Here is a 25,312-nt window from a genome sequence, read left to right on the forward strand (position 1 = left end):
CCAGCACAAATTATCTCTCGCTCTTGAAAAAGGTTGCACGAGCTCGGGTCTGTAGCTCAGTTGGTTAGAGCGCACCCCTGATAAGGGTGAGGTCGGTGGTTCAAATCCACCCAGACCCACCAAACCTCGGGGCCATAGCTCAGCTGGGAGAGCGCCTGCTTTGCACGCAGGAGGTCGGGAGTTCGATCCTCCCTGGCTCCACCAAACGCCCGACCGGACGGCCCTGGGGAACGCCCTGGCCGATTGGTCACGGCTCGTCGAAATCGAGTCATAACCGAGAGCATCACCGAACGGTGGTGTTTTGGGTTCTGACACGGTCAGAAGCAACCGATCTTTAACAAGGTAAAGTGAATGCGGCATGAATCGAAAGATTCATGTTTGTACGTTGTATCTTGTGTCAGCGAGACATAACTCGTGACACACCAAGTTGGTGTGTTGCTTTGGGTTATATGGTCAAGTGACCAAGCGCACACGGTGGATGCCTAGGCGGTAAGAGGCGATGAAGGACGTGACAGCCTGCGAAAAGCTCCGGGGAGTTGGCAATACGCGTTGATCCGGAGATGTCCGAATGGGGAAACCCACCTCTTAGGAGGTATCCATGACTGAATACATAGGTCATGGAGGCGAACCGAGCGAACTGAAACATCTAAGTAGCTCGAGGAAAAGAAATCAACCGAGATTCCCCTAGTAGCGGCGAGCGAACGGGGAGCAGCCCATCAAGCGCTTTTAGAGTTAGTGGAACAGTCTGGAAAGTCTGGCCATAGCGGGTGATAGCCCCGTACACGAAAGCTCTTTTAGCGTGATGTCGAGTAGGGCGGGACACGTGGAATCCTGTCTGAACATGGGGGGACCATCCTCCAAGGCTAAATACTCCTTACCGACCGATAGTGAACCAGTACCGTGAGGGAAAGGCGAAAAGAACCCCGGCGAGGGGAGTGAAATAGAACCTGAAACCGTGTGCGTACAAGCAGTAGGAGCAGACTTGTTCTGTGACTGCGTACCTTTTGTATAATGGGTCAGCGACTTACTGATCGTGGCAAGCTTAACCGAGTAGGGGAGGCGTAGCGAAAGCGAGTCTGAACAGGGCGTTCAGTCGCGGTCAGTAGACCCGAAACCGGCGCGATCTACCCATGGCCAGGGTGAAGGTCAGGTAATACTGACTGGAGGCCCGAACCCACTAATGTTGAAAAATTAGGGGATGAGCTGTGGGTCGGAGTGAAAGGCTAATCAAGCCCGGAGATAGCTGGTTCTCCTCGAAAGCTATTTAGGTAGCGCCTCGTGTCTCACTCTCGGGGGTAGAGCACTGTTATGGCTAGGGGGTCATCCCGACTTACCAAACCATGGCAAACTCCGAATACCGAGAAGTGCAATCACGGGAGACACACGGCGGGTGCTAACGTCCGTCGTGGAGAGGGAAACAACCCAGACCGCCAGCTAAGGCCCCCAAGTGTGTGCTAAGTGGGAAACGATGTGGGAAGGCAGAGACAGCCAGGAGGTTGGCTTAGAAGCAGCCATCCTTTAAAGAAAGCGTAATAGCTCACTGGTCAAGTCGGCCTGCGCGGAAGATTTACCGGGGCTCAAGCACACCGCCGAAGCTGCGGATGCCGTAAGGCATGGTAGAGGAGCGTTCCGTAGGCCTGCGAAGGTGAACTGTGAGGTTTGCTGGAGGTATCGGAAGTGCGAATGCTGACATGAGTAACGATAATACGAGTGAAAACCTCGTACGCCGAAAGTCCAAGGTTTCCTGCGCAACGTCAATCGGCGCAGGGTGAGTCGGCCCCTAAGGCGAGGCTGAGAAGCGTAGTCGATGGGAAGCAGGTTAATATTCCTGCACCGACCGTTATTGCGATGGGGGGACGGAGAAGGCTAGGCCAGCCGGCAGTTGGTGTCCGGTTTAAGCCCGTAGGTGGATCTCTTAGGCAAATCCGGGAGATCAACACCGAGAGGTGACGACGAGTTCCCACGGGAACGAAGTGGTTGATGCCATGCTTCCAGGAAAAGCCTCTAAGCTTCAGATAACGGTTGACCGTACCCGAAACCGACACAGGTGGACTGGATGAGAATTCCAAGGCGTTGAGAGAACTCGGGTGAAGGAACTAGGCAAAATAGCACCGTAACTTCGGGAGAAGGTGCGCCCCCGTTAGGTGATCGGACTTGCTCCGTAAGCTGAAGGGGGTTGCAGTGACCAGGCCGCTGCGACTGTTTATCAAAAACACAGCACTCTGCAAACTCGAAAGAGGACGTATAGGGTGTGACGCCTGCCCGGTGCCGGAAGGTTAATTGATGGGGTTATCTTCGGAGAAGCCCTTGATCGAAGCCCCGGTAAACGGCGGCCGTAACTATAACGGTCCTAAGGTAGCGAAATTCCTTGTCGGGTAAGTTCCGACCTGCACGAATGGCGTAACGATGGCGGCGCTGTCTCCACCCGAGACTCAGTGAAATTGAAATCGCTGTGAAGATGCAGTGTACCCGCGGCAAGACGGAAAGACCCCGTGAACCTTTACTACAGCTTTGCACTGAATACTGAACCTACTTGTGTAGGATAGGTGGGAGGCTTTGAAACCAGGACGCCAGTTCTGGTGGAGCCAACCTTGAAATACCACCCTGGTATGTTTGGTGTTCTAACCCAGGCCCGTTATCCGGGTCGGGGACCGTGCATGGTGGGTAGTTTGACTGGGGCGGTCTCCTCCGAAAGCGTAACAGAGGAGCACGAAGGTTGGCTAAGCACGGTCGGAAATCGTGCGGTTAGTGCAAGAGCATAAGCCAGCTTGACTGTGAGACAGACACGTCGAACAGGGTCGAAAGACGGTTCTAGTGATCCGGTGGTTCTGTATGGAAGGGCCATCGCTCAACGGATAAAAGGTACTCCGGGGATAACAGGCTGATACTGCCCAAGAGTCCATATCGACGGCAGTGTTTGGCACCTCGATGTCGGCTCATCACATCCTGGGGCTGAAGCAGGTCCCAAGGGTATGGCTGTTCGCCATTTAAAGTGGTACGCGAGCTGGGTTCAGAACGTCGTGAGACAGTTCGGTCCCTATCTGCCGTGGGCGTTGGAGATTTGAGGGAATCTGTCCTTAGTACGAGAGGACCGGGATGGACGAACCTCTGGTGTTCCGGTTGTCACGCCAGTGGCACTGCCGGGTAGCTAAGTTCGGATTGGATAACCGCTGAAAGCATCTAAGCGGGAAGCCAACCCCAAGATGAGATCTCCCCGGGGCTTCGAGCCCCCTGAAGGGCCGTGGAAGACCACCACGTTGATAGGCGGGATGTGGAAGTGCAGTAATGCATGCAGCTAACCCGTACTAATTACCCGTGCGGCTTGACCATATAACGCCAAAGCAACACGCACTAGATACAACACGCATTCACTTTACCGCCGATCGGCCTCAGCTAACCCTGGGCCGGTCGGCTACCCCTTCGCCTGGCGTCCATAGAGCGGTGGAACCACCTGTTCCCATCCCGAACACAGCAGTGAAACGCCGCATCGCCGATGATAGTGTGGGGCTTCCCCATGTGAAAGTAGGTCAACGCCAGGCTCCCCATTTAGAGAAACCCCGTCGCAGCTCATGCTCGACGGGGTTTCTCTTTCGCGGCGTGCCTTTCTTCCTTTAATCGTGGCGGCTGTCTCGCTCCTTCGGTCACGAAAGTCGGACCACCCGGCTACCCGAAGGCCCCGTAGGTTGGGCTTCACCCCAACACGTCAGGCCGACAGACGCACGCCATCCCAAGCGGAAAGCGGAGATCGGCAGACATGTAGGCAAATTCCTACAAATCAAACCGAAAACTCCTACAGCATATTCGGAATATGCTGATGTTCACGAGGGAACCGCCCGCGTAAGGTACAACCATCCCACGTGTACAAGGAGGTAGGATGATGAAGGGACTCACCCATTCCGTACGCGCGGCAACCATTGGTGCCGCGTTGCTACTCGCCCCACCGGCATTCGCCGCGGAGCCATTGAATATCAACGAGGCATCCGAGGCGGAACTGGTTACCCTTAACGGCATTGGCCCGGTTTACGCCGAGCGCATCGTCGACTACCGCTCCGAGCATGGACGCTTCGAGTCGGTCGACCAGCTCGCCGAGGTCAAGGGCATCGGCGCGAAAACCATCGCGACAATCAAGGACGAGGTCGCGGTAGGTAAATAACCAGACGTACGCTGATGTGCGAACGAGGCCCCGACGTTTGTCGGGGCTTTTTTTGGCTTGGCCGCGGGTTTGAGTTTTTGGCGGAGAGCGGGTGTCAATTCATGACATCGGGGCGGTATCCCTCGGTCTGGATTTGACGCAAATCGATCTGTTGGTGACCGCCCTGTTCGGTTCGACGGCATCAGTAAGCCGTCAAGCATGCTGGCACGAGGTGTGCTTGATGTAAGATGCCAGAGGGGCCAGGAGGCCCAGTTGATCAACTCTCCAAAGGAGAACCCCAAGATGATGAATATGAAGAAGCAAGCTCAGAAGGGTTTCACCCTGATCGAGCTGATGATCGTTGTGGCGATCATCGGTATTCTCGCTGCGATTGCTATTCCGGCTTATCAGGATTACACCAAACGAGCTCAGGCTACGGAATTGATCACCGCTGCAGCTCCGGCGAAGGTGGCCGTTTCAGAGTATGCAATCACGTATGACACTCTGCCGGCCCAAAATTCTGTCAGTTTCAGCTCGTCGTCTTCAACTCATGTTCAGTCAGTTGCATGGGATGGGGCCACGATCGATGTGACTGCGACCACTACGAGCCCGCTTAATGGCATGATTATTAGCCTGGATCCTGACTTCAATTCGGGTGATTCTCAGGTTCAATGGGAATGCTCGACGAACTCGGGCTATGAAAAGTGGGCGCCGAGCTCCTGTCAGTAAACGGGTAAAGACTATTGAGGGAAATGAGGCGCGCCAATGGCGCGCCTTTTTATTATGCATATTTTGAATATCGTGCTCCTGTGTCTTTTGGCGTTCGTGGGTGGCATTTTTTACCACGGGCCGTCTGATGCGCTTTGGCTTCCAGTTGTGGGCATCCCACTCGTCTTCATCATGGTAATGCTATTGACTGATCAGCCCGCCCAAGCTTGGAAGACATCTCCAATGGTTGTGAAATGGGTGGGGCTTTGCCTCACAGGCTTCTTGGCTTGGGGGCTTGGTTCTGCGCTGTTGGGCGGCTGGCCGGCTGTCTCCTACTGGTATTGGCTCACATTCGCTTGGCTGCTTACGTCGTTCGGTTTGATGGAGAGGCTGCCGGAGCGCCATAGGGACCTGGTTTTGAGTGCGTCACTAGGCATAGTGGTGCTTACGGCCGTCGCTGCGATCGTCGATTACGCCTGGTTTAGCCCCAGAGCGAGTGGCCCGTTTATCGACCCGAACTCCTTTGCCGCGCTGATCAACGTAGCAATCTTTGTAGCCTTGAGTGAATACCTGCGACGGTCGCTTTCTGGCCTGAAAACAAGGTTGATATGGATGGCAGTGGCAATCCTCGCGCTGACCTTGATTTTGACCCAGTCGCGCGGGGCATGGCTGGCGTTTGTTGGCGGCGCTTGCTTGTATCTGTTCGTGACGTGGCGATTTTGGCACATACTGCCTCGCCCAGCTGTGCTCAAGGGGCCAGCTGCCGTTGGCTTGGGATTTATCTTGGGCGCGGGAGCACTGGGGGTGAGCTTTTTTGATAGGGCCGAATCCGTCGTCACGTCGGATCAGACTGCGCGATTGTTGATATGGGACTCGACGCTTCAGGCGATTGACGAGCATGGCTGGGTAGGAACCGGCCTAGGCACCTTTAAGCTCTATTACCCGGAATTTCGTTATCTCGAAGAGACGGGTACTGCAGGTGACATGGCGCACAACGATTACCTGCAATTGGCTCTCGAGACGGGACTGCCGGGTGCAATGATGTTTGCCTCTGTCGTTGTCTTGGTCTTTTTGACATTTCTGCGGAGGGGCGTCTTTGCACGGAAGATGCAAAAGCCACGAGAAGCCATTTCTCGTCTCTCCGGTTCGGTGATGCTGATTGCGGTGCTGACCGCATTCGCCCATGCCCTCGTGAACTTTGTCTTTTACGAGGCCGCGATTACAATATTAATTGGCATTGCCCTCTCGGTCGGGCTGCGGCGTTTGTATTCGGGTAAGTTTCATGATGTCGATGCTTTCCGAGCCGTCGATGGCCCACGTAGAAAGGCCAGTGCGTTGCCTTGGCTGTTCGCAGGTTTGCTTTCGTTTGGTTTAGTGTGCGATGCCTTGATCGCCACCTTCTTGGCGCTCGAGAGCCCGCACGTTGAACAGCCGGGTGGCGTCGATTCAGATCGCTACCGTATGGCTCAACTGGTGAGTACGCTTTACCCGCTGAACACCAAGGCTACAGAGTATGCGATGGCCGCTGAGTTCAACGAGGCGGCGAACATGCCCATTCCTCCAATCAAGGAAATGGCCGAGAAGCTGGCTGTCGACAATGCCAAACGGTTGTTGCGGTACAAGGAGAGGGACTGCATGGCCCAGACGGTTGTCGCGGAGTTCCCCACCCGGGTGGCTCAGAGGAATGGCGTGACCGACCCGGAAACCTATTCAGAGGCGATCGGTAGCTTGCGGGTCGCGAATCGGCAGTTGCCGCTTTGCATGCCGGCGTATCTTGAACTGTCCGACTTGTTGGTTCTTGTGGATCAGAAAGCCGATGCATTGGATGTCCTTCTCGACGCGACCAAGGTGTTTGCCATACGCGATGAGGACCAACCTAACCGCCTCGAAGTGCTGGAGCGTGCGGGACAATTGGCGGAAGAACTTGGCGAGGCGCAGGTGGCCTTGAGAATGGCAGTGTCTCTTATTGAAAACGAGGCGCGCAGTGAGTGGGCACTTGAGTTTTTGGAGGAGCACGGTGAGCTCCGCCGACCGGTGACCCAATAGATAGTGAGCGGAGTGTATGTACCCGGGAAAAGGGGTCAGAGGTAATTCTGCTGAAAGCGGGGAAGGGGCTCGTTCACGTGTTGGTGGCGAGTATCCGAATCGATGAGATAACCCCGGTTGTACCGGGATCAAGGCGTCTTCGAGTATCCCATTCTGCCCAGCACCGCGTTGGTCCTGACCTGCAATCCGCGTGCGTTGCGGTTGTCCTGGTAGAAGCGCGGGTTAGGCAGCATGGCAGCCAGGCGGGCGGCCTCGTGGCGGGCCAATTGGCCGGCGGGCTTGCCGTAGTAATGCCGGGCGGCGGCCTCGAATCCGTAGAGCATGTTTCCCCATTCGGCGTAGTTGAGATAGAGCTCTAGGATCCGGCGCTTGCCCAGCACGCCTTCCAGCATCAGGGCGATGAGGGCTTCCTGGCCCTTGCGCCAGAGTGATTGGTCCGCAGAGAGGAAGAGGTTCTTGGCGAGTTGCTGGGTGATGGTCGAGCCGCCGGCGACGATTTGGCCGGCCTCGAGGTTGCGTTCCATGGCGTGGCGCACCATCGGAAAAGGGGTCAGAAGTAATTAGTTCGCCTCTCTGTGTGGGCATCCGGGCCGGTGAAGTGAGCCGGGTGTTTCGGAATCAAGGCGTCTTCGAGTATTCCATCCGGCCGAGTACCGCATCGGTCCTGACCTGCAATCCACGCGCATTGCGGTTGTCCTGGTAAAAGCGCGGGTTGGGCAGCATGGCGGCCAGACGGGCGGATTCGTGTCGGGTCAGGCCGCTGGCGGACTTGCCGTAGTAGGCGCGGGCGGCGACCTCGATGCCGTAGAGCAGGTTGCCCCATTCGGCGTAGTTGAGATAGAGCTCGAGAATCCGACGCTTGCCCAGTACGCCTTCCAGCATCAAGGCGATCAGGGCTTCCTGGCCCTTGCGCCAAAGTGATTGGTCGGCGGAGAGGAAGAGATTCTTGGCCAGTTGCTGGGTGATGGTCGAGCCGCCGGCGACGATCTCGCCGGCTTCGAGGTTGCGTTCCATGGCGTGGCGCAGGCCCACGACGTCGATGCCCCAGTGGTCCATGAAGCGGTCGTCCTCGGAGGCGACCACGGCTCGGCGGGCGGCTGGACTGATGGCTTCGTAGGGCACGTAGATCTGCTGGGCGCGAATGTCCGGGCGGATGCCGCGCAGGAGTTCGAGGCGCTCGCGCATGAAGGCGGTGGTTTGGGGGTTGTTGTCCCGCAGGTGCCAGACCTGCACGAAGAACCACAGCTGCATCAGCAGGAAGGCGAGCAGGGCCAGCAGGATCAAGCGCCAGATCCATCGGCGGATGGGGCGGTTGCTTGCGGTTTTCTTGCGTTGGCTCATCGGTCTCAGCGCAGTAAAGATAGCGGCAGGTGGCCAAAGGGATCAGAATTCAGAGGTCAGATGCTGTCAGGCTTAGATCTGGCTGATGGCGCGCGTTTTCCCTTGGAGCGGCGAGTTGTACTCGCCGAGTGGCGACACCTTGTTGTGAAAGTGGTATCGGTTTCGGGCGTTTGTGATGTCGCTCGCCCCCGGTTTGGCGACGGTGGCAACGCCCGAGGCACTTTCTATTGCTTGTCCAATAGAAAGTGCCCAAAGACAAGGACACCCCGGCGCCTTGGCCCTTCGGGCTTCCCTCGTCACCGTTGACTTGCTGTCGGGCCCGGTTCGACGCGACGTCGTGTCGCGCGAACCTCGGAGCAACGTCCCTGTCGCTCCGACCCGGCAATTCATCGGTGACGAGGCAAGGCGCAGGGGCCCCGGGGTGCCGACTTTGGACGGTGTGGTGGAAATCAGCCGCTTAAAGGGCTGAGAGCAGGGCAGCCGCCACGGAGGCTTTCGCGGGCGGCCGCCCGCTGCCACGCTTGGGTTTACTTGACGCCATCCTGACCGAAGCGCTGGGCGAGGCGGTCGAGCTTTTCTTCCATGCTCATGTTCTTCAATGCCGGGTCCGGCTGGTTTTCCTTGCGCGGCTTGTCGCCCTTGCTGGGGCGGCCTTCGCTGCGACGTTTGCCGCCGTCACCGCGTGGGGCCGATTTGGCGTCCTTGCGAGGCCCGCTCGGCCTGCCGGCGGCCTTACGCGGGCGGCGCGGCTTCTTCTCGCCGCCGTCTTCCGTTTCGCCTTGCTCGGCGCGCTTCGCGTCGCGGGCGGCGTGGATGGCCTTGATCTGTTCCTCGGCGTGGCCGCGGGCCTTGTCATCGACCGGTTCGGCCGGCTCGCCCTTGAGATCGACGCGATGCTCCGCGTTCTTCATGGCGATGTGGTACGACAGCCGCGAGGTGTAGAACTTCATCGCCGCGCGGATGGCCTTGGAGTTCAGACCGTCGAGTTCGGCGGGTCGGTCAGCGAGGATCTGCTGCAGGATGCCGATGGCCAGCGGCTTGACCTGCTTCGGGTCGGAGGAAAAGGCCTCCGGCCAGGCAGCCTCGAACTGCTTGACCGCTTCACGCGGATGAACGCGCGGCTTCTTCGGCTGGTTAGCTTGGGCGGGCGCTGCCTCGGTAGCCGTTTCCGGGCTCGGCTCGCCGGTCGACTCCGTTGCCGATTTCTCGTCGGCCTCCGCGGCACCCTCCTGGGCGGCTTCGCCCGCGTCGTCGTTGCCGCTGGCCGCCGGTGTCGCGCTGGTCTCGTCATCGCCCTTGACCGATGTGGCGCCGGTCGTTTGCGTGGACTCGGTTGCCGCCTCGTCGGCCCGCGGGGCCCCGTCGGTGGCCTTGTCTTCCACGGTCGCCTTGTCGGCCCGGTTCGCGTTCTGGTCGTCTGCGCTCATGTCTCGATCGGTCTGGCTCAAATAAAACAAGACCGGCGCAGGGTTCCTCGCCGGTCGGGGCAGGGCGTCGACCCGCTCGCCTTGGCGAGGGGAACACCCCGAAAGTCGAAATGTTAACGGTTTAGCACGCCGTAAACCACATCACTGACCACCTTGCCGGCCACGCGTCGACTCGGCCGTCAGGCGGCGGTGTTCGATCGGCCGCGGGGGCAGGCCATGCCGCCTTCAATTGAGGATGTCGTAGACGATGTCGCTCACCACGTTGCCGGCGGTGTCGGCGATCACCACGTCGGGACCCACCCGGTAGTAGCGCATGTGATCCGGCAGCGGGGAGAGCTGGCGGACCAGCTCGTGCGGCAGGCGTTCGTATTCCACGTCACGCGGCGGCCACGGTGAGCCGCGTTGCAGGCGCTTGGCGTGCCCCGGCGGGATCTTGCCTTGCTTGGCCAGGCCCGGCGGCAGGTTGCGGCTATACCAGTCCTGGATAGTCATCCGCTCGCGCGTGGAGATGTGGTAGCGCGAGGTGTTGCGCTCGCGTTCGGCGTGGCGCTCCGGCGGATTGGCCATGCTGTGTCGTTCCGCCGCGCCCTGTCCCTGGGCCTGTTGCGGTTTGCCGGCATGCTCCGGTGGCTGGGCCATGGCGTTGGCCTGGCCGATCACGAGCGCCGCGCCCGTCGCGAGCAGAATCCGTCCGATTTGTGCCTTCATGCCGTTACCTCCCGTGGTTGCCGGCGTCGATTCCAGTATAGATGGCGAGACAATCCGTCTCTTGCCGGGTTCCCAGCGACCCTGATCACTATTGATCCAGACGATGAATGGTGTGTCGCGCGCGCCACAGCAGCCACAGGCCCGGCAGGGCGGCGAGGAAGGTGAGGATGAAGAAGATCGTCCAGTCGACCGCCTCGACGATGAAGCCGGCGGTCGGCCCCAGATAGATGCGCCCGAGCGCGGCGATCGCCGAGAGCAGGGCGTACTGGGTGGCGGAGTATTCCTTGTCGCACAGCGACATCAGGAGCGCGACGAAGGCCGCCGTCCCCAGCCCGCCGGCGAAGTTCTCCAGCGAGACCACCGCCACCATCAGCCCGTAGCTGTTCCATTCGTACAGCCAGGCATAGCCGAGGTTCGTGATCGCCTGGAGCACGCCGAACAGCATCAGCGCGCGATACAGGCCCAGCTTGACCATCCACAGCCCGCCAAACAAACCACCGATGATGGTCACGATCAGCCCGGCGCCGTTGTTGATCAGCCCGACGTCGGTGGCGGTGAAGCCCGCGCCGCGGATGAGGAAGGCGGTGGTCAGCGTGCCGGCAAAGGCATCGCCGAACTTGTAGAGGATGACCAGCAGGATCAGCGTCCAGGCCTCTGGGCGCGAGAAGAACGCCTTCATCGGCCCGACGACCGCCTCGCGCATGGTCTTCGGGGCCAGGTCGCGCGTGTCCTTCTCCGGGGCGAACCAGGCCGTGACCATGCCCACGCCCATCAGTGCCGCCATGATGGCGTAGGTCAGCGGCCAGCCGATGTGATCGCCCATCACCAGCGCGGCCGAGCCGGCGACCAGCATGCCGATGCGGTAGGCCATGACGAACACCGCGGCACCCAGACCCCGCTCGGGGGCGTCGAGCGTATCGGTGCGCCAGGCATCGATGGCGATGTCCTGGGTGGCCGAAAGGAAGGCCACCATCAGGGCGAAGATCGCGATTTGCCAGATCTGTGTCTGGGCATCGCTGATCGCCAGGCCCAGCAGCCCGAGCGCGATCAGCGACTGGGTCAACAGCATCCAGCCCCGTCGGCGGGCGAAATGGCCCACGGCGAAACGGTCGAGGATGGGCGCCCAGAGGAACTTGAGCGTGTAGGGCAGGCCGACCAGCGCGAACAGACCGATGGTCTTGAGGTCGATGTCCTCCATCGTCAGCCAGGCCTGCAGCGTGCCGGAGGTGAGCAGCAGGGGCAGGCCGGAGGCGAAGCCCAGGAACAGCACGGCCATCTGCTTGGGCGAGGTGGCGACCGCGCGCATGCGCTCGAGACGGGTCATGCACTGCCTCGTGGACGGAAGGTGGGTTGAGTGGCACCGGTGACAGCGTCGTTGGTCCGTTCGACCAGTCCAAGGTTCAACAACCAATCGGTCGCCCGGTCGGCATCGCCTTCGAACCACGCTGCCGGCGAACCCACCCGGAAGGTGTAGCCCCAGGCCTGCATGTCCGCGAGCGCCCGCTCGCGACCGAAGCCTTCCACGTGCTCGGCCAGCAGGATCTGCAGGTAGCAGACCGCCTCTTCCTCGACGTCATCGCTGCCGGCATCCGTGTGCGCCGCCGCCCGCCGCGTCTCGTCCATGCAGACGATGTGCGCGAACTCGTGCAGTGCCGAATGCACCGCCGTGTCCGGCCGCACGTACAACGTCGAGCCGATGATGCCGGCCTCGTCGTCGCCCCAGAAGCTGCCCGGGATCGGCTCACCCGGCGTCACCCAAGCAAGCGGCAACCCGTAACGCGCCACGAGCCGATCGAGCGCGCCCGACGGCAACGCCGACAAACGCAACACCGCCGCCTCGTCGATGACGACATCGTCGGGCGGCGGCGTGAAACCGGGCTTGATGGAATGGCTGGCGGACATGGGCGGGCATTGTGCCATGAGTGCCGCCGTGGACTTTGGCGTTATGGGCCTCGTCCCGTCGTCAACTTAGCCCCACCTCTGTCAGTACCAGCTCGTAGCAGCGATCGACGATGTCATGAGCGGCCTGGTCGACCTGTTCGTAATCGTCCGCGCGCCACCGGTCGATCGGCATCTTGCGGTCGAACGTGCCGGAGCAATCGATCCTCTTCAGGAGGTGGTCTTGCTGGTCCGCTTTTGCCGATCCGGTCACGTGAATGTCGATGTCGTAGTCCAGACGATAGTCGCTGCTGGTGAGGAACGACTCGTAGCCCAGCTCCCATTTCGCGGCATTTACCTCGATCACGATGCCATCGCCCTTGGGCGCAGATTCGTCCGGCTGGAAGTGCCGCGCCAGCCGGTGGGCCAGGGCCCGATCGAGGCCGGTGCCCGCCTGGATCAGCTCTGCCTCGGGCAGGGTGCGTGCCATCTGCGTACCGAATTCGGATGCGATGCTGTGATTGGCCTGCATGCCCCGCGTCGTGCTGGCGCCGCCCATGTTGGCGGTAGCGGTCGCCGCCATGCTGGCGATGACCGTGTTAGCCACCGCTCGCCCCTTGGTGCGTTCGGCGAGTACGACCGGCTGCCCAACAGGTCTCACGACAACGGGTTGGGCAAGCAAGGCCGATCGGACCTCGTCGGTGGTGGCTTGTTGTTGCTCCGGGATCGTGGAGCAGGCAGTCAGGTACACCGCTGCCAGAGGAATGGGTAAGACGTTCCGTGTGTTCATGCTGTCCTCGTCCAGGTTGAGGAAGTTGTGTTGCCATCGGCAAGGAGCCACCCGGTCGATAGGCGAGCGAGAGCCCTTGCTGTGTCTCGTTCCGGGGTTAGATCCGGTATCGCAGCGAAAGCGAGAGTTCGTGAGAGCGAATGTCGAGCGTCAGAGGCGAGTTCAACTGGAGATTGCCGCCGCCTTCGTATGCATCAAGGCTGGATTCCGCTTCGCCATAGTCGGCGTAGGCATAAGAGGCATCCAAAGAGACGTTTTCTCCCAGTGGGTAAGTGGCTCCAAAAACCGCCTTCCAGGCAAATCCGCTGCTGGTGTGGCTGTCGATTCTCGAGCTGAAATTGGTGATGGTGAATCTTCCCATGTCGTGCCTCGCATACCCCACACCGACGCCAACGTACGGCTTGAGTGGCCAGGAAGCATCCAGCACGGCGGCCAGGTCCACGAGTCCGAGAACCATGATCGAGGTCGTGTCCACCTCGGTGCGCCCAACCTCGCCGGTGGGACTGCCGTCATTCTCATAGGGACCGCTCAACTCGTATCCATCGATATGGCTCAGGGAAAGCTCTGCATCCAGCCACTTGGTCAGTCGATAGCCGACACCGAGCTGATAGGCGAGTGAGCCCTCGGCATCGGACGTCACCCGGTCGGGCGGATCGGCGAGGTCGCCAATGGTGGATGTCTGTTTTTCGCTATGTGCCCAGCCGATGCCGCCCTTGAGGTAGGCGTCGCTTGCAGCTAAGGCGGGGTTGGCGATGGCGAATCCAATCGCCGTCACTAGAGACAGTGGCAGTTTGTTCATCAATCACTCCTTGATCGACTGCTTGAGGGGAACACGCGTGTCGGACGCCGAGTTGCCGCAGGCATGCCTTGGCGCCGGGTTCGTGCCCGTGAAGAAGGGGGTTGTGTCGCCTGTCGGACGCGGTGCGCGGCGGCGTCAGCCGCCTGAGCGCGTGGGGATAAGCTCGAATCCGCGCGATGCGGCCAGGGTGTGCAGATCGTCCGCCTTCGCGCCACTCGCGGCGAGACAGACCTCTCGCCCATCCGTCGCTTCGGGAAGGGGCGTCAGTGCCGCTCGCAGCAGGGCCGCGTTGTTGGCTTCGTTCCGGCCGAAGACGAGCACGGGGCGCCCGTCGCGATTGCTCAACGCCGCGGTGAGTTGTTCCGCCGCCGGGGACTGGCCGGCGAGGCCGCTGACGATCGCGTTGGATAGCGGGTTGTTGGCCACCGGGGCCTCGACCAGCAATAGGTCTTTCTTGCTATCTACCTGGTCCAAGCAGGCCGACAGGTCGTCTTTCATCGAGTGGCCGGGGTGAGTGGTTCCGGCCGTGGAGCAGCCGCTCACGAGTGCGGCGAGTGCGAGGAAAGCAAGGGGTTTCTTCATTAGGTTCACTCCTTTGAACAATGGCTTGTTTCTGTCGATCAACGACAGCGATGCGGGCTCTCCGAGGGATGCTGTTCCCCGGTCTCGAGATCGATGGTGATAAGCGTGGCGTCCGGATGGGACATGCACAGGGCATTGCGCACGGTGTAGACGTGACGACCTTCCGCGTACCAGACGATGTTCGGATCCAGTCGTTTGCCGGCAGGGTCATAGGCCTGGATTTCGTAGTTGCCCGACATGGTCAGGCAGCCGGGAAGCAGGGCCCCGCCGCTCACCAGTAGGGCAAAGATCAGTAGTCGTTTTGGCATGGTCGTTCGCTCCTTGAACGACTGGGGAATCAGGGCAAACACTCCGGTGGCGGATTCTTGTGGCCCGACGGCTGGCATGCCGAGGGATTGACGGCATTCTCTAGGCAGTACTTGTAATCAATCTTGATGCGGCACCACCAGCTGGTAAGCCGGCGCTCGGCCGACGGTTTTGGAATCTCTACGCCTTCTCGGCACGCTGCTAGTGACGATCTGCTCGACCAGCCGCAGCGTTCACTAACCGAACGGTCTTTGTGAGAAAACCCTGCCGCTTCCATGCAAGAGTCTTCAAGCAAGAACTTGTTCAATAGCGCGTCCCGCTCTTCGAGGTCAAACGCATGTTTGTAACTTGAAATGTTTGGATCAGGCGCGGGGGAGCCACACTCAAGCATTTTTTTCTTTGTTCTCAACTCGCTGGTTCCAGGTCTTTCCCACATCTCGTGCTCTGGCGGGGGTGGCTGGAAAGGTTTTGTGGTGCACGCCGACTGAGTGGCGGATAGAAGCAGTAGTGCGATTATGAGTGGCGCGTTTCTCATTTCCGATTGATCACTCTTGATTTGGCTTCACGTGGATGGTTTCCGGAGGTCCATAGTTGTCGAAACAACCCTTCGAGTTCACGGCCATATTCCCGTAACAGCTATGCACGGTTGGCGCCTCGTCGAACATTCTTGCCCATTCAGATAACCGGCTACTGTCTTCAGGGCGCTTGTCATATGTCGCCTGGTTGCCACCGATGAAGGAGCCAACGAAGTCGTCGGCGTGATTCTGCAGCTCGACTCGAGTGGGCGAATCACCGTTGATGGCGTCCACCTTCGTCGCGAACTGATTGGCGTTATATGCCGGGCCGACCAGACGGAATCGGGTATCGGTGAGCTTGTCTGTCAGGGAGTTGTCGCGGGACAGGGAGGTGATGGCGTTGCCGATGGTCATGGCGCCGCGGCTATGTGCCGATAAATAGAGGCCATCGTTGCCATATTGCGCCATTACGTCTCGCGTTTGCTGCGTGGCGTTGGCCAGTCCCCAGAAATCGTTTTCCATGAATTTCTGGTAGCCGGCCACCAGCATTTCCGAAAGTCCGTTATTGGCTTCAGGAAAATGGATGACATAGATTGGTTGGCCGGCGGGAACCTCGGACATCTGCGCTGAGTACCGCGTCGCAGCCGTCTCGTCGTTGAAGATGCCGTTCGTGAAAACGGCGACCTTACCGTCTGGCCCCGCCTTAAGATTTCGTTTTTCTTCCTCGCTGAGTCTGCGAAGCACTGGCTTTCCGGTTTCGGGGTCCGTTCGTGGCTTGCCATTTTCGTCCGTGACCACCTGATACATGGGGTGTTCACGCAGGAACATGGTCCGGTACGACTCGTCGGTGAATTTGACCGCCTCGGCGTGGATGGCCTTTTTGATGGTGCGCTCTGCCTCGACCGTGCGTCGCATCGCTTCGGCATCTTGTCGAACGGCCGCCTTGTGAGTGCCGGTGGTGTTTCGATCGAGCGAGGCGACCGCTTGATCAGCTGTCGCCCCGGTTCTCTCCAACTGTGCCTGGCTATCCGTGATGATCACGTTCCCCTCGGCGATCGCGGACCGGCTATAGCCTTGCGATTCACCGTCACGGTCGGCGCCGAGGGAGGTGTTCGCGACTATTCCCTTTGTTACGCCATATTTTCCCTGCGTGACCATCTCGCTGGAGAGCGAGATGCCACTGGCTTCGGCGCTGGCGGACGAGGTGTTTCTCAGATCGCTCGTGGTCAGTGTGCCAGTGACCAGCTGGTTGTGACTCGGGTCGCCATCGCTGGTAATCACGCTGCCAACAAGGCTGGTGTTGTCGTCGATCGTGAGATCAAATCCGCCACTCCCGGCCCGAATCGCGCTTTGTTCAGTGACCGATCGATAGTTGCCGGTGGCTTCGGATTTGTCGCTCGAGTAGGAGGCCGAGAAGCCCGCGCCACCGATCGGGATACTTACGCCAATGCTTTCATTCTCTTGTTCTGACCGGTAGGTCATTCGGTCCTGCACGCTTTCGATGTGCAGATCCCCGCCGACGCGCGCTGCGACCGCATTGCCGCTCACTACCGCGCCGACTAGCGAGGTATCGCCCCCGGATTGCAGGCTGGCGGTCTGGCCCGCGGTGACTCGACTGAGCTGATGAGTGAGCTCTCGGGCATGGGTCTCGCCTTCCCCGCGGGCGGCGGAGGCAGTGATCGAGAAACCGACGCTGTCGCCGCTGACATTGATCCCCACGCCGATACTGGCCGATTGACTGTCGTTCTGGCTGCCCTCTTCGCGTCGTGATTCGGCGGCCAGAAGGGCGATCTCGTCATCGGCGGCCAGTGTTGTATTGGCAGCCGCGTGAATGTCACTGCCGCGCACTAGGATGTCACTCTCATCCCCTTGGTCGGCGGCGCGGATGTGGATATCGCCACGGGCGGTGATGCGCGACCCGCGGGCCACGTCAGCTCGGCGCTTGGCGGTATGTCGGCTCTTGCTTTGACCGACGCTGATATTGATGCCGATCCCGCCAGCACGCTCGGCAACGCTCGCATCAGCCTTGGCCAGGCCACTTTTGATCTGGCTGTACGAGTCAAAACCGGCCAGTCCCGCGCTGGCGATTGCAAGGCGTTTCATGCGGCTGTCGTCGGTATCCTCCGTGGCGCGAGCGAGGTTCTGCAGGCGTGCGCCGGTCTCGATAACGGGGCTGGTCACGGCGAGAGTCAGTCCGCTTTGCTCCATCTCGCGCAGGTGCGTGCTCGAAGAAGCATCGCGGCCCTCGACGATCTCGACTCGGCCGGCCTCGATGTCGATGTCGCCACCCGGCGCCAGCATGTCGCTTCCGACCTGGCGGAAGGTGTCGCCGGCCCGGAGCTCGACATCGCCATTGATACTTGCCACTTGAGTGGGGGTTGTGCTGGTTTGGCCTAGATCGTTCTCGCGGGTGAGGCGCTGTGTGCCGTAGGTGACCGATAGGCCACCGTTGGAGAACAGGCCGGAGCGGGTCGTCTCGTCGAAATGGTGGCGCGTCTGCTCGTCCCGATCAGCAAGCAATTCAATGTTACGACCCGCTTCGAAACGTGTGCCGCGGTCGGATATCACCTGACTGCCGGTGACAGTCACATCGCGGCCTGCCGTCACGTTGACACGCTCACCGCCGAGCGAGGCCGCGCTGCTCCGGTCGGTGGTTGTCGAGTCGATGCGAGTGCTGACCTTTCCGGACAGCAAACCGCCGCTCTCAATGCGATGTGCCTCTTCCCAATGGCTGGTCGCGCGACCAGCCAGCAACCGGATATCGTTCCCGGCGGCCAGCGCCACCTGTCCCGACTGGCTGTCGATTTCGCCGGCGCGGATCGCGATATCTCGACTGGCGAGGAGGTCGATGTCGCCCTGCGTGTCGATGGTGGTTCCAATGTCGCGACGAGTGTCCTGGACGAGTCGGTTGTCCGCGTCCCAGGTGATCTGCTCGTCCTGACCCACTGAGGTGGCTTGCAGTAGCAGGTTTCGCCCGGCGGCAAGGCGGGTGGCGCCATCGCCGGTATGGGTGACCTGGGCGGCTTGCAGCGTGAGGTCGCGTCCCGCTTTGACTGTCATCTCGCCGTCGCCGTTTACCCGAAGCTGACCGCGGTCGACCAGCTGATCCCGCGAAAAGAGACTGGCGCCGGCCCGGGATTCTCCAAGGCGGGTGTCGGCCTCGACGACGATGTCCCGGGCGGCACTTAACGACAGGGTGTGGTCGCCGCGTATCTCGCCACCACGTTGATGGATGTCGGTGGCCGCCGCCAGCCGTGTGCTCGCGGCGGTGATTGAGCCACCGAGGTTCTCGATGCGGTCGGCGGCCAGGGTGAGCGCATCGCTCGCCGCCAGCGTGCCGCGGTTGACGGCGGTGCCGGCAACCGAGAGGTCGAGTTCCTTGGCCGCGATTAGCCCGGATGTTCCCGGTTGTCGGGTCGCGCCGTCGGCAAGATGCAGGCGTGGCACGAGCACCCGTGTTGGTTCTCCACCGGTTGTCACGGTCTCGCTCTCGAGCCAAACGATATCGGTGGTCAATCGCGCGAGTTGCTCGGCGGTCAGGCGCACGCCGGGTGTCAGATCGAGATCACGACCGAACGCGATACCGGCATCGATCAGTGCCCGGAATTGCGCGTCGTCATCGGCAAACCCGTCGAGGCGGCGTTGCCCGGTCTGCTCGATCACCTGCTGGCGGACGAGCGCTTGTTCGTAAAAACCGTCACCGAGTCGTTTCTGGGTGTGGGCGGGGTCGCGGGCCAGGGCCTCGAGCATGGCCTCGGAGCCGTACCACTGTCGGTACGCGGTGAAACGTGGGTCGGTCTCGATCAGCGGGGCGTTGGGGTTGTCTGCCGTCAGGCGGAACAGGCTGGCCGAGGGGAGGGCCGGGGATGTCGATGGGTCAGCCTCGGCGATGCCCGGGATGGTTGGCGCAGAGGGGTCGGGATCGGCCTGTCCGGTAAAGGTGACGGTTGGCAGGTCGTAGGGCGTGCCGTATTCCGGCGCCGGGCGATAGGGACTGGTGCCGTGCCATTCGCGGCAGTGGTCCGAGCCGAACAAGCCGCAGGACTCCACCGTGGTAAAGCGTGCCGTGCCCTCGCGGCGGGTGATGTCCTGCCCCTGGGTGGCGTGGTTGTCGAGGTGGTCGAGATCGGCCTGCAGCTTGTCGCCGGCGATGATCTGGCTGTCGACGTTGCGTAACGTGCCGCCCTCGAGACTCATGTTCCCGCCGGCCTGCAAGGTCGCGGGCCGGCTTTCGACGACCTCGGTGTGCGACGTGACGGCGGTAGCCTGGAACCAGGTGAAATCGGAAATCTCGTGCGGATAGCCCTGGCACCAGACGTTTTCGTGGTAGAGGTTCGAGCAGTCGGCGGCATCGAAGGTGCGCTGGCTGCCGCGCAACTGGATCCAGGACTCCCGGACCGGTGGCTCGTCGACCTGAGTCGTGACTACCCCGGCATTGAGGTTGTCGATCCGATCGGCGGTGATCGAGAGGTCGCCGAATGCCTCGATGCTCGCGTTCTCGTTGAGGAGATGGTCGGCCGTTGCCTCGTGGCGCCCTGCGAGCTGCATGTCGCCCGCACTCAGGATCAGGGCGCCGTTGCGGTTTTCGGTGTGGTCGACACCCAGCTCGAGCCGGTCGCGTGCGGCCAGCGTGGCCGCTGATGCGTCGTCTCCCAGATTGCGCAACGCGTGAGCGGTGACCGAGAGAAGGTCGCCGTAAATCCGCGCACCGGGGGTGTTGTCGATGGTGGTGGCCGCGAGATCGACCTCGCCACCGTCGATCAGCCCGCGGTTGCGCAGGTGGTCGTCGGCGGTGACCGTCAACGTGCCGGCCACCATCTCGGCACTGGCGAGGTTGGCAATTGTCATGGCCTCGACATCCGCCGCCCCCGTTGCCGCCAACCGGCCGTGATTCGTCAGCTGGCCGTCGACCTGCAAGGAGAGGTCCTTGCCTGCGACCACCTCGCCGCGCTGCTGGTGGTCGCTGCCGATCGTGATGCCGATGTCGCCATCCGACAGCCATTGGCCATCACCGCTCATTGTCGATGTGGCGAGCTGCAGCTCGTCTTGGCCGAAGACAAGTCCCGCCTTGTTCTCGAGGCCCGTGGCAAGCGTCAGGGTCAGTGCCTCTCCGGCCAGGATCGCCCCGTCGCGGTTATCGAGCGCGGCGGCGTTGGCCGTCACGTCCGCCTGGCCAGTGATGCGTCCGGCCCGGTTGTCCAGCATGCCCCCGACATCCAGTCCGAGATCGGCCTGCACGTGGATTTCCCCGGTGTTCGTGATCCTGTCGGCCTGCAGACGGGCGTTGCCCGCCGTGGTCGCGGTGCCGTGATTGACCAGCTTGCCGTCGACCGTGACGGCAAGGCCCGCCTCGCCGGCGGCGATGGTGCCGGCATTTCGAACGCCCACGCCGTGTTCATTGGCGACCAGGCGGATCTTGTTGGCGTACATGCCGCCCAGGCGAGCGGTGTCGATGCCCCATTCGGGAGATGGCGTGTTGGCAGCGAGCGATTCCGTGAGCGTGCCGCTGCGGTCGAAACGACCGGTGCCGGTCGTGATCTCGAGCCGGTCGGCCCATAGCCCGGCGTTGATCTCGACCGCGCGGGCCAACAGGTCGGCCTCGGCGGTGCGGCTGGCGTCCATGCCCTCGCCCTCGATGCGGATGCGCCCACCGCGCACGTCCAGTCCGGTCCAGCGGTCACCGTCGAACAACGGGCGGCCGGTGGTCAGCATGGCCCGTTCGGCATTGATAAATCCGCAGCCGTCGCAGGTGATGCCGGCGGGGTTGGCAACCACCAGGTCGGCCGGGTCGCCGCCGATCTCCAGGTAGCCGGCGAGCTGACTGGGCGTGGCGCTGCGCACCTCGTTGAGAATCAGATCGGCCGTGCCGCTGGCGAGCGCCGGATTGGCACCGATCTGCCCGGCCAGTGCGGTCGCACTGGTCGTCCGACCGTTGTTGAATACCACGCCCTTTTTGTCGACGTCGAGCTGCCGGTAGACATTGTGCGAGACGCCGTCGGCGCCGGGCGTGGTGATGTCGACCACCGGCGTGCCATTGCCGGATTCGTGGATGCTGGGGCGGTGTTTGCCGCGCGCATCCGGGTGCGAGTGGATCTCGCTCGCGCCAACCGACGGGGTGGCGAGTGCGGCGGTAACCCATACCGCCAGTGATCGGCGGGTGGGGATGGATCGTGAGTGCGTCATGACGTGTCCCTGTCCTGCGCGTGTCGTCGAATTCAGAAATGGATGCCGGCCTGAAAGCCGGCCTGCAGCCCGGGGTCGGGATAGGCGGCGGGCCGGTCCATGGCCCGTGCCGCCCAGGCGTCGATCCAGGTGTTTTTCCAGCGCCATTGCAGGCCGACGGCCGCACCGACCAGGTGGCGCCCCGGCAGGTCGTCGGTCGACGGGCCGTCGACGCGCCCGGTGTCCAGGGCGAGGTAGGGGTGCAGCGGGCCGGGGAGTTCCAGGTGCACTTCGTTGCGCCAGTAGACGCCACGTTCCCCGCTGAGCAGGAGGTTGCCACCAAAGCCACGTACGGAATGACGGCTGCCGATCGCGAAGCGGTCCTGCGGGATCAGACGGGTGTGGTTGAACTGGCCGCGGATCTGGCCGCGATAGCGCAGGGGCTGCTCGGCGAGGACGCACGGTGCGTCGAGCCGGGCGTGGAACGAGGTGATGTGCGGTCGGGCGGTGCCTTCGCCGAATGCCTCCTCGGGGGCCGTCGTTGCGCCCAGCATGCCGGTACCCCAGCGATGGCTGAGCGCGAGGTCGAGTGTCGCCCGACCGAGGAAATGTCGGTGCTCGATGCCCGCTGTGTACCCGGCCATGCGACGGTCCTGCACGGCAATGCGTGTTTCGTCGATGGCGTTGGAATAGGTCTGCAGCCACGCGGTCGCCTTGAGTCGGGTGCGGCCGACATCGGAGCGGTGGACCACCCGGGATATTTCGGCTTCGCGTCGCTCGCCCTTGCCGCTGTAGCGGTAGTCGCGGTTGAGGCCTGCGATCGTCTGGTCGTACTCGAAACGGCTTGCCGTGGCGCCGAATCGCCAGTAACCGAACGGCGCGGAGTAGTGCAGCGTGTACGACCGAGTGCGCCCGGGGCGCGTGCTTTCATCCAGCCCGAGATTGCGGGTGAGGCTGGCGTACAACAGGCCGTTGAGGCCGACAAGGTGATCGCCGAATACGGTGGCCGTGCCGAGAAAACGCCCCGTCTCTCGGCTGCCCGAGTCGTCGATGGAGAGCGACACCCGCAACGGGAAGTCCTGCTGCCAATTGACCACCACGTCGCTTTCGCCGGGCGCCGTGCCGGGCTGGATGTCGATCTCGGCGGTGACGCTGGGAAGGCGTTCGAGGTTTTCCAGCCCCTGCTCGAGGTCACGGAGATCGAGCAGATCGCCGGAATGGGTCGGGAAGGGGGTGTCAAGACGGGCGCGGGGGCTGGAGGCATCGCTCGATCGCAACACGCCGACCCGCCCTGGCAGGATCGACAGGTGCAGCTCGCGGGTGTCGAGATCCTGGGGCGGGGCGCTCACGCGGGTGGTGATCAGGCCGAGGTCGATGAGCTGTTGCTGGGTCTCGCGCAGGATGGCGCGGATGCCGTGCTTGCCCAGGCATTGTCCGGCCTGCCAACCGAGTGCCCCGAGCGCCCGCCGAAGGGCGCGCTCTAACCGCGGGCGGGGCTCACCGACCAGGCGGATACGGTCGATGTCGACGCAGGGCGTCTCGTTGGCGGGGATAGCCGGCGCGGGGCGCGACGGGCGCGGCAGACGCACGTCGGGTGAGGATTCGAGTCGGTCGCGCAGTTCTTGCTGGCGCTCGAGCTGGCGGAGCGATTCGTCGCTTGGATTGGTCGCCTGCGCGGCGGCAGGCGTCGCAACGCTCCCGGCCAGCGACACGGCGATCCATGCCATGCACCGACCGAGACCGCCGCGACGGCATCGGTTGAGTTCCACGTCTCTCGTCCTTGAGATGATGGGGGGTATCGAATTGTGTTTTTTACGCTAAAGGATCGGCGGGACGCCCGCAAGGCCGTCGGTCCATCGAGCGGGGTTTCTGGCCACCGGCAAAATGGACATAATGCGATGAGCCGTTGATAGCGACGTTGTCGTGCCAGCCCATTCATGCCCGCCAAAAAGGCAGCAAAAGGCAACCGGAAGCAGAAATCCTATGCAGGACGGAGAAGTCATCGCCTCGGTGGACCTGGGGTCCAACAGTTTTCACATGCTGGTCGCCCGGGTCGAGGCGGGACAGTTGCAGGTCATCGACCGGATGAAGGAGATGGTGCGTCTGGCCGGCGGGCTCGACGAGCACGGGTATCTGTCGCAGGCGGCGATCGAGCGGGGCCTGGACTGCCTGCGGCGCTTCGGCCAGCGGCTGGCGGGCATGCGCCGCGGGCGGGTCCGCATCGTGGGCACGAACACCCTGCGCGCGGCGAAGAACGGTTCGACCTTCATTCGCCGCGCCCAGCACGCCATCGGCCACCCGATCGAGATCATCGGCGGGCGCGAGGAGGCGCGACTGGTCTACCTCGGTGTCGCCCACAGCGACGTGCCGGCCGACGGCCGACGGCTGGTGATCGACATCGGCGGCGGCTCGACCGAACTGATCATTGGCGAGGGATTCGAGCCGGTGCGCATGGAGAGCGTGCCGCTGGGCTGCGTGCGCCTGACCACGGACCACTTCAGCGACGGCAAGTACGACAAAACCCGCATGCTCAAGGCCGAACGCCGGGCCGAGCTGGAGCTGATGAGCTACCAGCGTGCCTATCGCGAGATGGGCTGGGCGAGGGCCGTGGGCAGCAGCGGCACGGCGCGCTCGCTGGCCACGGTGGCCGAGGCGAACGGTTGGGGCGATGGCAGTCTCACGCTCGCGGGGCTGGACGAGATCCGCAAGGCCGTGCTCAAGGCGGGCAGTCTCGACAAGCTTTCATTGAATGGTCTCTCCGACGATCGCAAGCCGGTGTTCGTCGGCGGCTTGGTGGCGATGCGCGCGGTGTTCGAGGCACTTGGCATCGAGCGCATGGCGATCTCCGATGGCGCGCTGCGAGAGGGACTGATCTACGACTGGGTCGAGCGCGAGGACTTCGACGACGTGCGCGACCTGACCGTCGGGCGGTTGCAACGCATGTTCAACGTCGATGCGGCTCATGCCGAGCGCGTGGCGTCGACCACCGCGGCCTTATGGCGCCAGGTCGAGGGAAACTGGGGCGCGACCAGCGACGAGACCAGCGAGGCCTTGCCGCTGTCGACCTGGCTGGACGTCGCCGCGCGTGTCCACGAGGTCGGCCTGGCGATTTCCCATTCCGGCTACCACCACCATGGTGCCTACGTGCTCCAGCATGCCGACATGCCCGGCCTGACCCGCACGGCCCAGGCGGCGGTCGCGGCCCTGGTGCATGCCCACCGACGCAAGTTCAAGCCGTCGCGCTTCGAGTCGCTCGACGAGGATATGCGCCCACTGGGGATGCGCCTGGCGGTCATCCTGCGCCTGGCCGTGCTGTTCCACCGCGACCGGGGCGAGGGCATTGCCCCCGCCCAGGTGAGCGCCAGGGCCGACGGCGATCAACTCGCGCTGACGTTCGCCTCCGGCTGGCTCGACGATCACCCGCTGACGGCGGCCGACCTCGAGCGCGAGCAGGCCTATATCGCCAACTGCGGCTTTCAGCTGCAATTCGGGTAGGCGGGGCGAGACATGGCGCAGACGGATCGAACGCAAGCCGGGGTTCACTTCCTGCTGATCACGGCCTGGGTGGCCGCGGTGGCGGTGGCGCTGATGCCATCGCCGGCGACCGCCAAGAGTGTCGAGGGGCGCTTCGTCGCCTTCGGCCCGGGCAACTGGTCCTGCGCGGATGCCGTGGCGGTCGCCGAGGGCAACCACCCGGGTAGCCAGGGGAAGCTCGACGGCTTCATCGCCGGCTATCTCACCGCGAGTAATGTGATCCTGAAAAACACCTACGACATCCAGGCCGGCGAGTCGGTCTCGTCGGCCCGGACGGCGGTACTCGCATTCTGCGCCGAGCACCCGGGGGTCAATCTCGCCAACGCGCTTGCGGTGCACACGCAGCGGCAATACCCGGACCGGCAGAGCGTGCCGCGCTGATTT

17 protein-coding genes, 2 tRNA genes and 2 rRNA genes are annotated in these 25,312 nt (G+C 62.3%); 9 read left to right on the forward strand and 12 right to left on the reverse strand.

What is annotated here, in order from left to right; all coding sequences use genetic code 11:
• Positions 1 to 45 precede the first annotated feature (45 nt).
• From LV475_RS03795 to LV475_RS03830, 7 genes are all read left to right on the forward strand, one after another.
• Positions 46 to 122 (forward strand) — tRNA-Ile (locus tag LV475_RS03795).
• Positions 123 to 128: 6 nt separating this feature from the next.
• A tRNA-Ala gene (locus LV475_RS03800) sits at positions 129 to 204 on the forward strand.
• A gap of 247 nt (positions 205 to 451) precedes the next feature.
• Positions 452 to 3,330 (forward strand): 23S ribosomal RNA (locus tag LV475_RS03805).
• A gap of 93 nt (positions 3,331 to 3,423) precedes the next feature.
• Positions 3,424 to 3,539 (forward strand): 5S ribosomal RNA (rrf, locus tag LV475_RS03810).
• Positions 3,540 to 3,877: 338 nt separating this feature from the next.
• Positions 3,878 to 4,153 (forward strand): ComEA family DNA-binding protein, encoded by a 276-nt coding sequence (locus LV475_RS03815; RefSeq protein WP_250105785.1) that lies wholly within the window; start codon positions 3,878 to 3,880, stop codon positions 4,151 to 4,153.
• Positions 4,154 to 4,444: 291 nt separating this feature from the next.
• Positions 4,445 to 4,861 carry a pilin gene (locus tag LV475_RS11040; RefSeq protein ID WP_430886862.1) on the forward strand — a complete coding sequence of 139 codons (417 nt, stop codon included), beginning with the start codon at positions 4,445 to 4,447 and terminating at the stop codon, positions 4,859 to 4,861.
• A 36-nt stretch (positions 4,862 to 4,897) separates the two neighbouring features.
• Entirely contained in the window at positions 4,898 to 6,886 is a 1,989-nt protein-coding gene (locus LV475_RS03830) for an O-antigen ligase family protein (protein WP_250105786.1), read from the forward strand.
• A gap of 128 nt (positions 6,887 to 7,014) precedes the next feature.
• Here the strand turns inward: LV475_RS03830 and LV475_RS03835 are convergent, their stop codons facing one another.
• The 12 genes from LV475_RS03835 to LV475_RS03890 form a co-directional block, all read right to left on the reverse strand.
• On the reverse strand, positions 7,015 to 7,425 hold the full coding sequence (locus tag LV475_RS03835) for a transglycosylase domain-containing protein (RefSeq protein WP_284047201.1): 411 nt from the start codon (positions 7,423 to 7,425) through the stop codon (positions 7,015 to 7,017).
• 79 nt (positions 7,426 to 7,504) lie between these two features.
• The gene (gene mtgA, locus LV475_RS03840; RefSeq protein ID WP_250105788.1) at positions 7,505 to 8,227 is read right to left on the reverse strand and encodes a monofunctional biosynthetic peptidoglycan transglycosylase; all 723 of its coding nucleotides are present in this window, start codon (positions 8,225 to 8,227) and stop codon (positions 7,505 to 7,507) included.
• A 527-nt stretch (positions 8,228 to 8,754) separates the two neighbouring features.
• A complete protein-coding gene (locus tag LV475_RS03845) occupies positions 8,755 to 9,654 on the reverse strand; it encodes a ProQ/FINO family protein (RefSeq protein ID WP_250105789.1) in 900 nt (299 codons plus the stop codon).
• 225 nt (positions 9,655 to 9,879) lie between these two features.
• Positions 9,880 to 10,362: a hypothetical protein gene (locus tag LV475_RS03850; RefSeq protein WP_250105790.1), complete on the reverse strand. Its 483-nt coding sequence runs from the start codon at positions 10,360 to 10,362 to the stop codon at positions 9,880 to 9,882.
• A gap of 88 nt (positions 10,363 to 10,450) precedes the next feature.
• The gene (locus LV475_RS03855; RefSeq protein ID WP_250105791.1) at positions 10,451 to 11,686 is read right to left on the reverse strand and encodes an AmpG family muropeptide MFS transporter; all 1,236 of its coding nucleotides are present in this window, start codon (positions 11,684 to 11,686) and stop codon (positions 10,451 to 10,453) included.
• Positions 11,683 to 12,264, reverse strand: a complete 582-nt coding sequence (locus LV475_RS03860) for a hypothetical protein (protein WP_231505767.1) — start codon at positions 12,262 to 12,264, stop codon at positions 11,683 to 11,685. Before LV475_RS03860 ends, LV475_RS03855 begins: the two co-directional genes overlap by 4 nt.
• A gap of 61 nt (positions 12,265 to 12,325) precedes the next feature.
• Positions 12,326 to 13,030 carry a hypothetical protein gene (locus LV475_RS03865; protein ID WP_156574993.1) on the reverse strand — a complete coding sequence of 235 codons (705 nt, stop codon included), beginning with the start codon at positions 13,028 to 13,030 and terminating at the stop codon, positions 12,326 to 12,328.
• 97 nt (positions 13,031 to 13,127) lie between these two features.
• A complete protein-coding gene (locus LV475_RS03870; RefSeq protein WP_250105792.1) occupies positions 13,128 to 13,829 on the reverse strand; it encodes an outer membrane protein in 702 nt (233 codons plus the stop codon).
• A gap of 135 nt (positions 13,830 to 13,964) precedes the next feature.
• Positions 13,965 to 14,411, reverse strand: a complete 447-nt coding sequence (locus LV475_RS03875) for a hypothetical protein (RefSeq protein ID WP_250105793.1) — start codon at positions 14,409 to 14,411, stop codon at positions 13,965 to 13,967.
• A gap of 38 nt (positions 14,412 to 14,449) precedes the next feature.
• Positions 14,450 to 14,719 carry a hypothetical protein gene (locus LV475_RS03880; RefSeq protein WP_250105794.1) on the reverse strand — a complete coding sequence of 90 codons (270 nt, stop codon included), beginning with the start codon at positions 14,717 to 14,719 and terminating at the stop codon, positions 14,450 to 14,452.
• A gap of 543 nt (positions 14,720 to 15,262) precedes the next feature.
• Entirely contained in the window at positions 15,263 to 21,415 is a 6,153-nt protein-coding gene (locus tag LV475_RS03885; RefSeq protein ID WP_250105795.1) for a hemagglutinin repeat-containing protein, read from the reverse strand.
• 32 nt (positions 21,416 to 21,447) lie between these two features.
• Entirely contained in the window at positions 21,448 to 23,121 is a 1,674-nt protein-coding gene (locus tag LV475_RS03890; protein WP_250105796.1) for a ShlB/FhaC/HecB family hemolysin secretion/activation protein, read from the reverse strand.
• Positions 23,122 to 23,377: 256 nt separating this feature from the next.
• On the opposite strand from LV475_RS03890, the gene ppx reads away from it, so the two are divergent.
• Positions 23,378 to 24,889 carry an exopolyphosphatase gene (ppx, locus tag LV475_RS03895; RefSeq protein ID WP_250105797.1) on the forward strand — a complete coding sequence of 504 codons (1,512 nt, stop codon included), beginning with the start codon at positions 23,378 to 23,380 and terminating at the stop codon, positions 24,887 to 24,889.
• Positions 24,890 to 24,901: 12 nt separating this feature from the next.
• A complete protein-coding gene (locus LV475_RS03900; protein WP_250105798.1) occupies positions 24,902 to 25,309 on the forward strand; it encodes a hypothetical protein in 408 nt (135 codons plus the stop codon).
• Positions 25,310 to 25,312 lie beyond the last annotated feature (3 nt).

Origin of the sequence: Guyparkeria hydrothermalis, from assembly GCF_023555375.1 — a bacterium.
In the GTDB taxonomy this organism is placed as follows: Bacteria; Pseudomonadota; Gammaproteobacteria; order Halothiobacillales; family Halothiobacillaceae; genus Guyparkeria; species Guyparkeria hydrothermalis.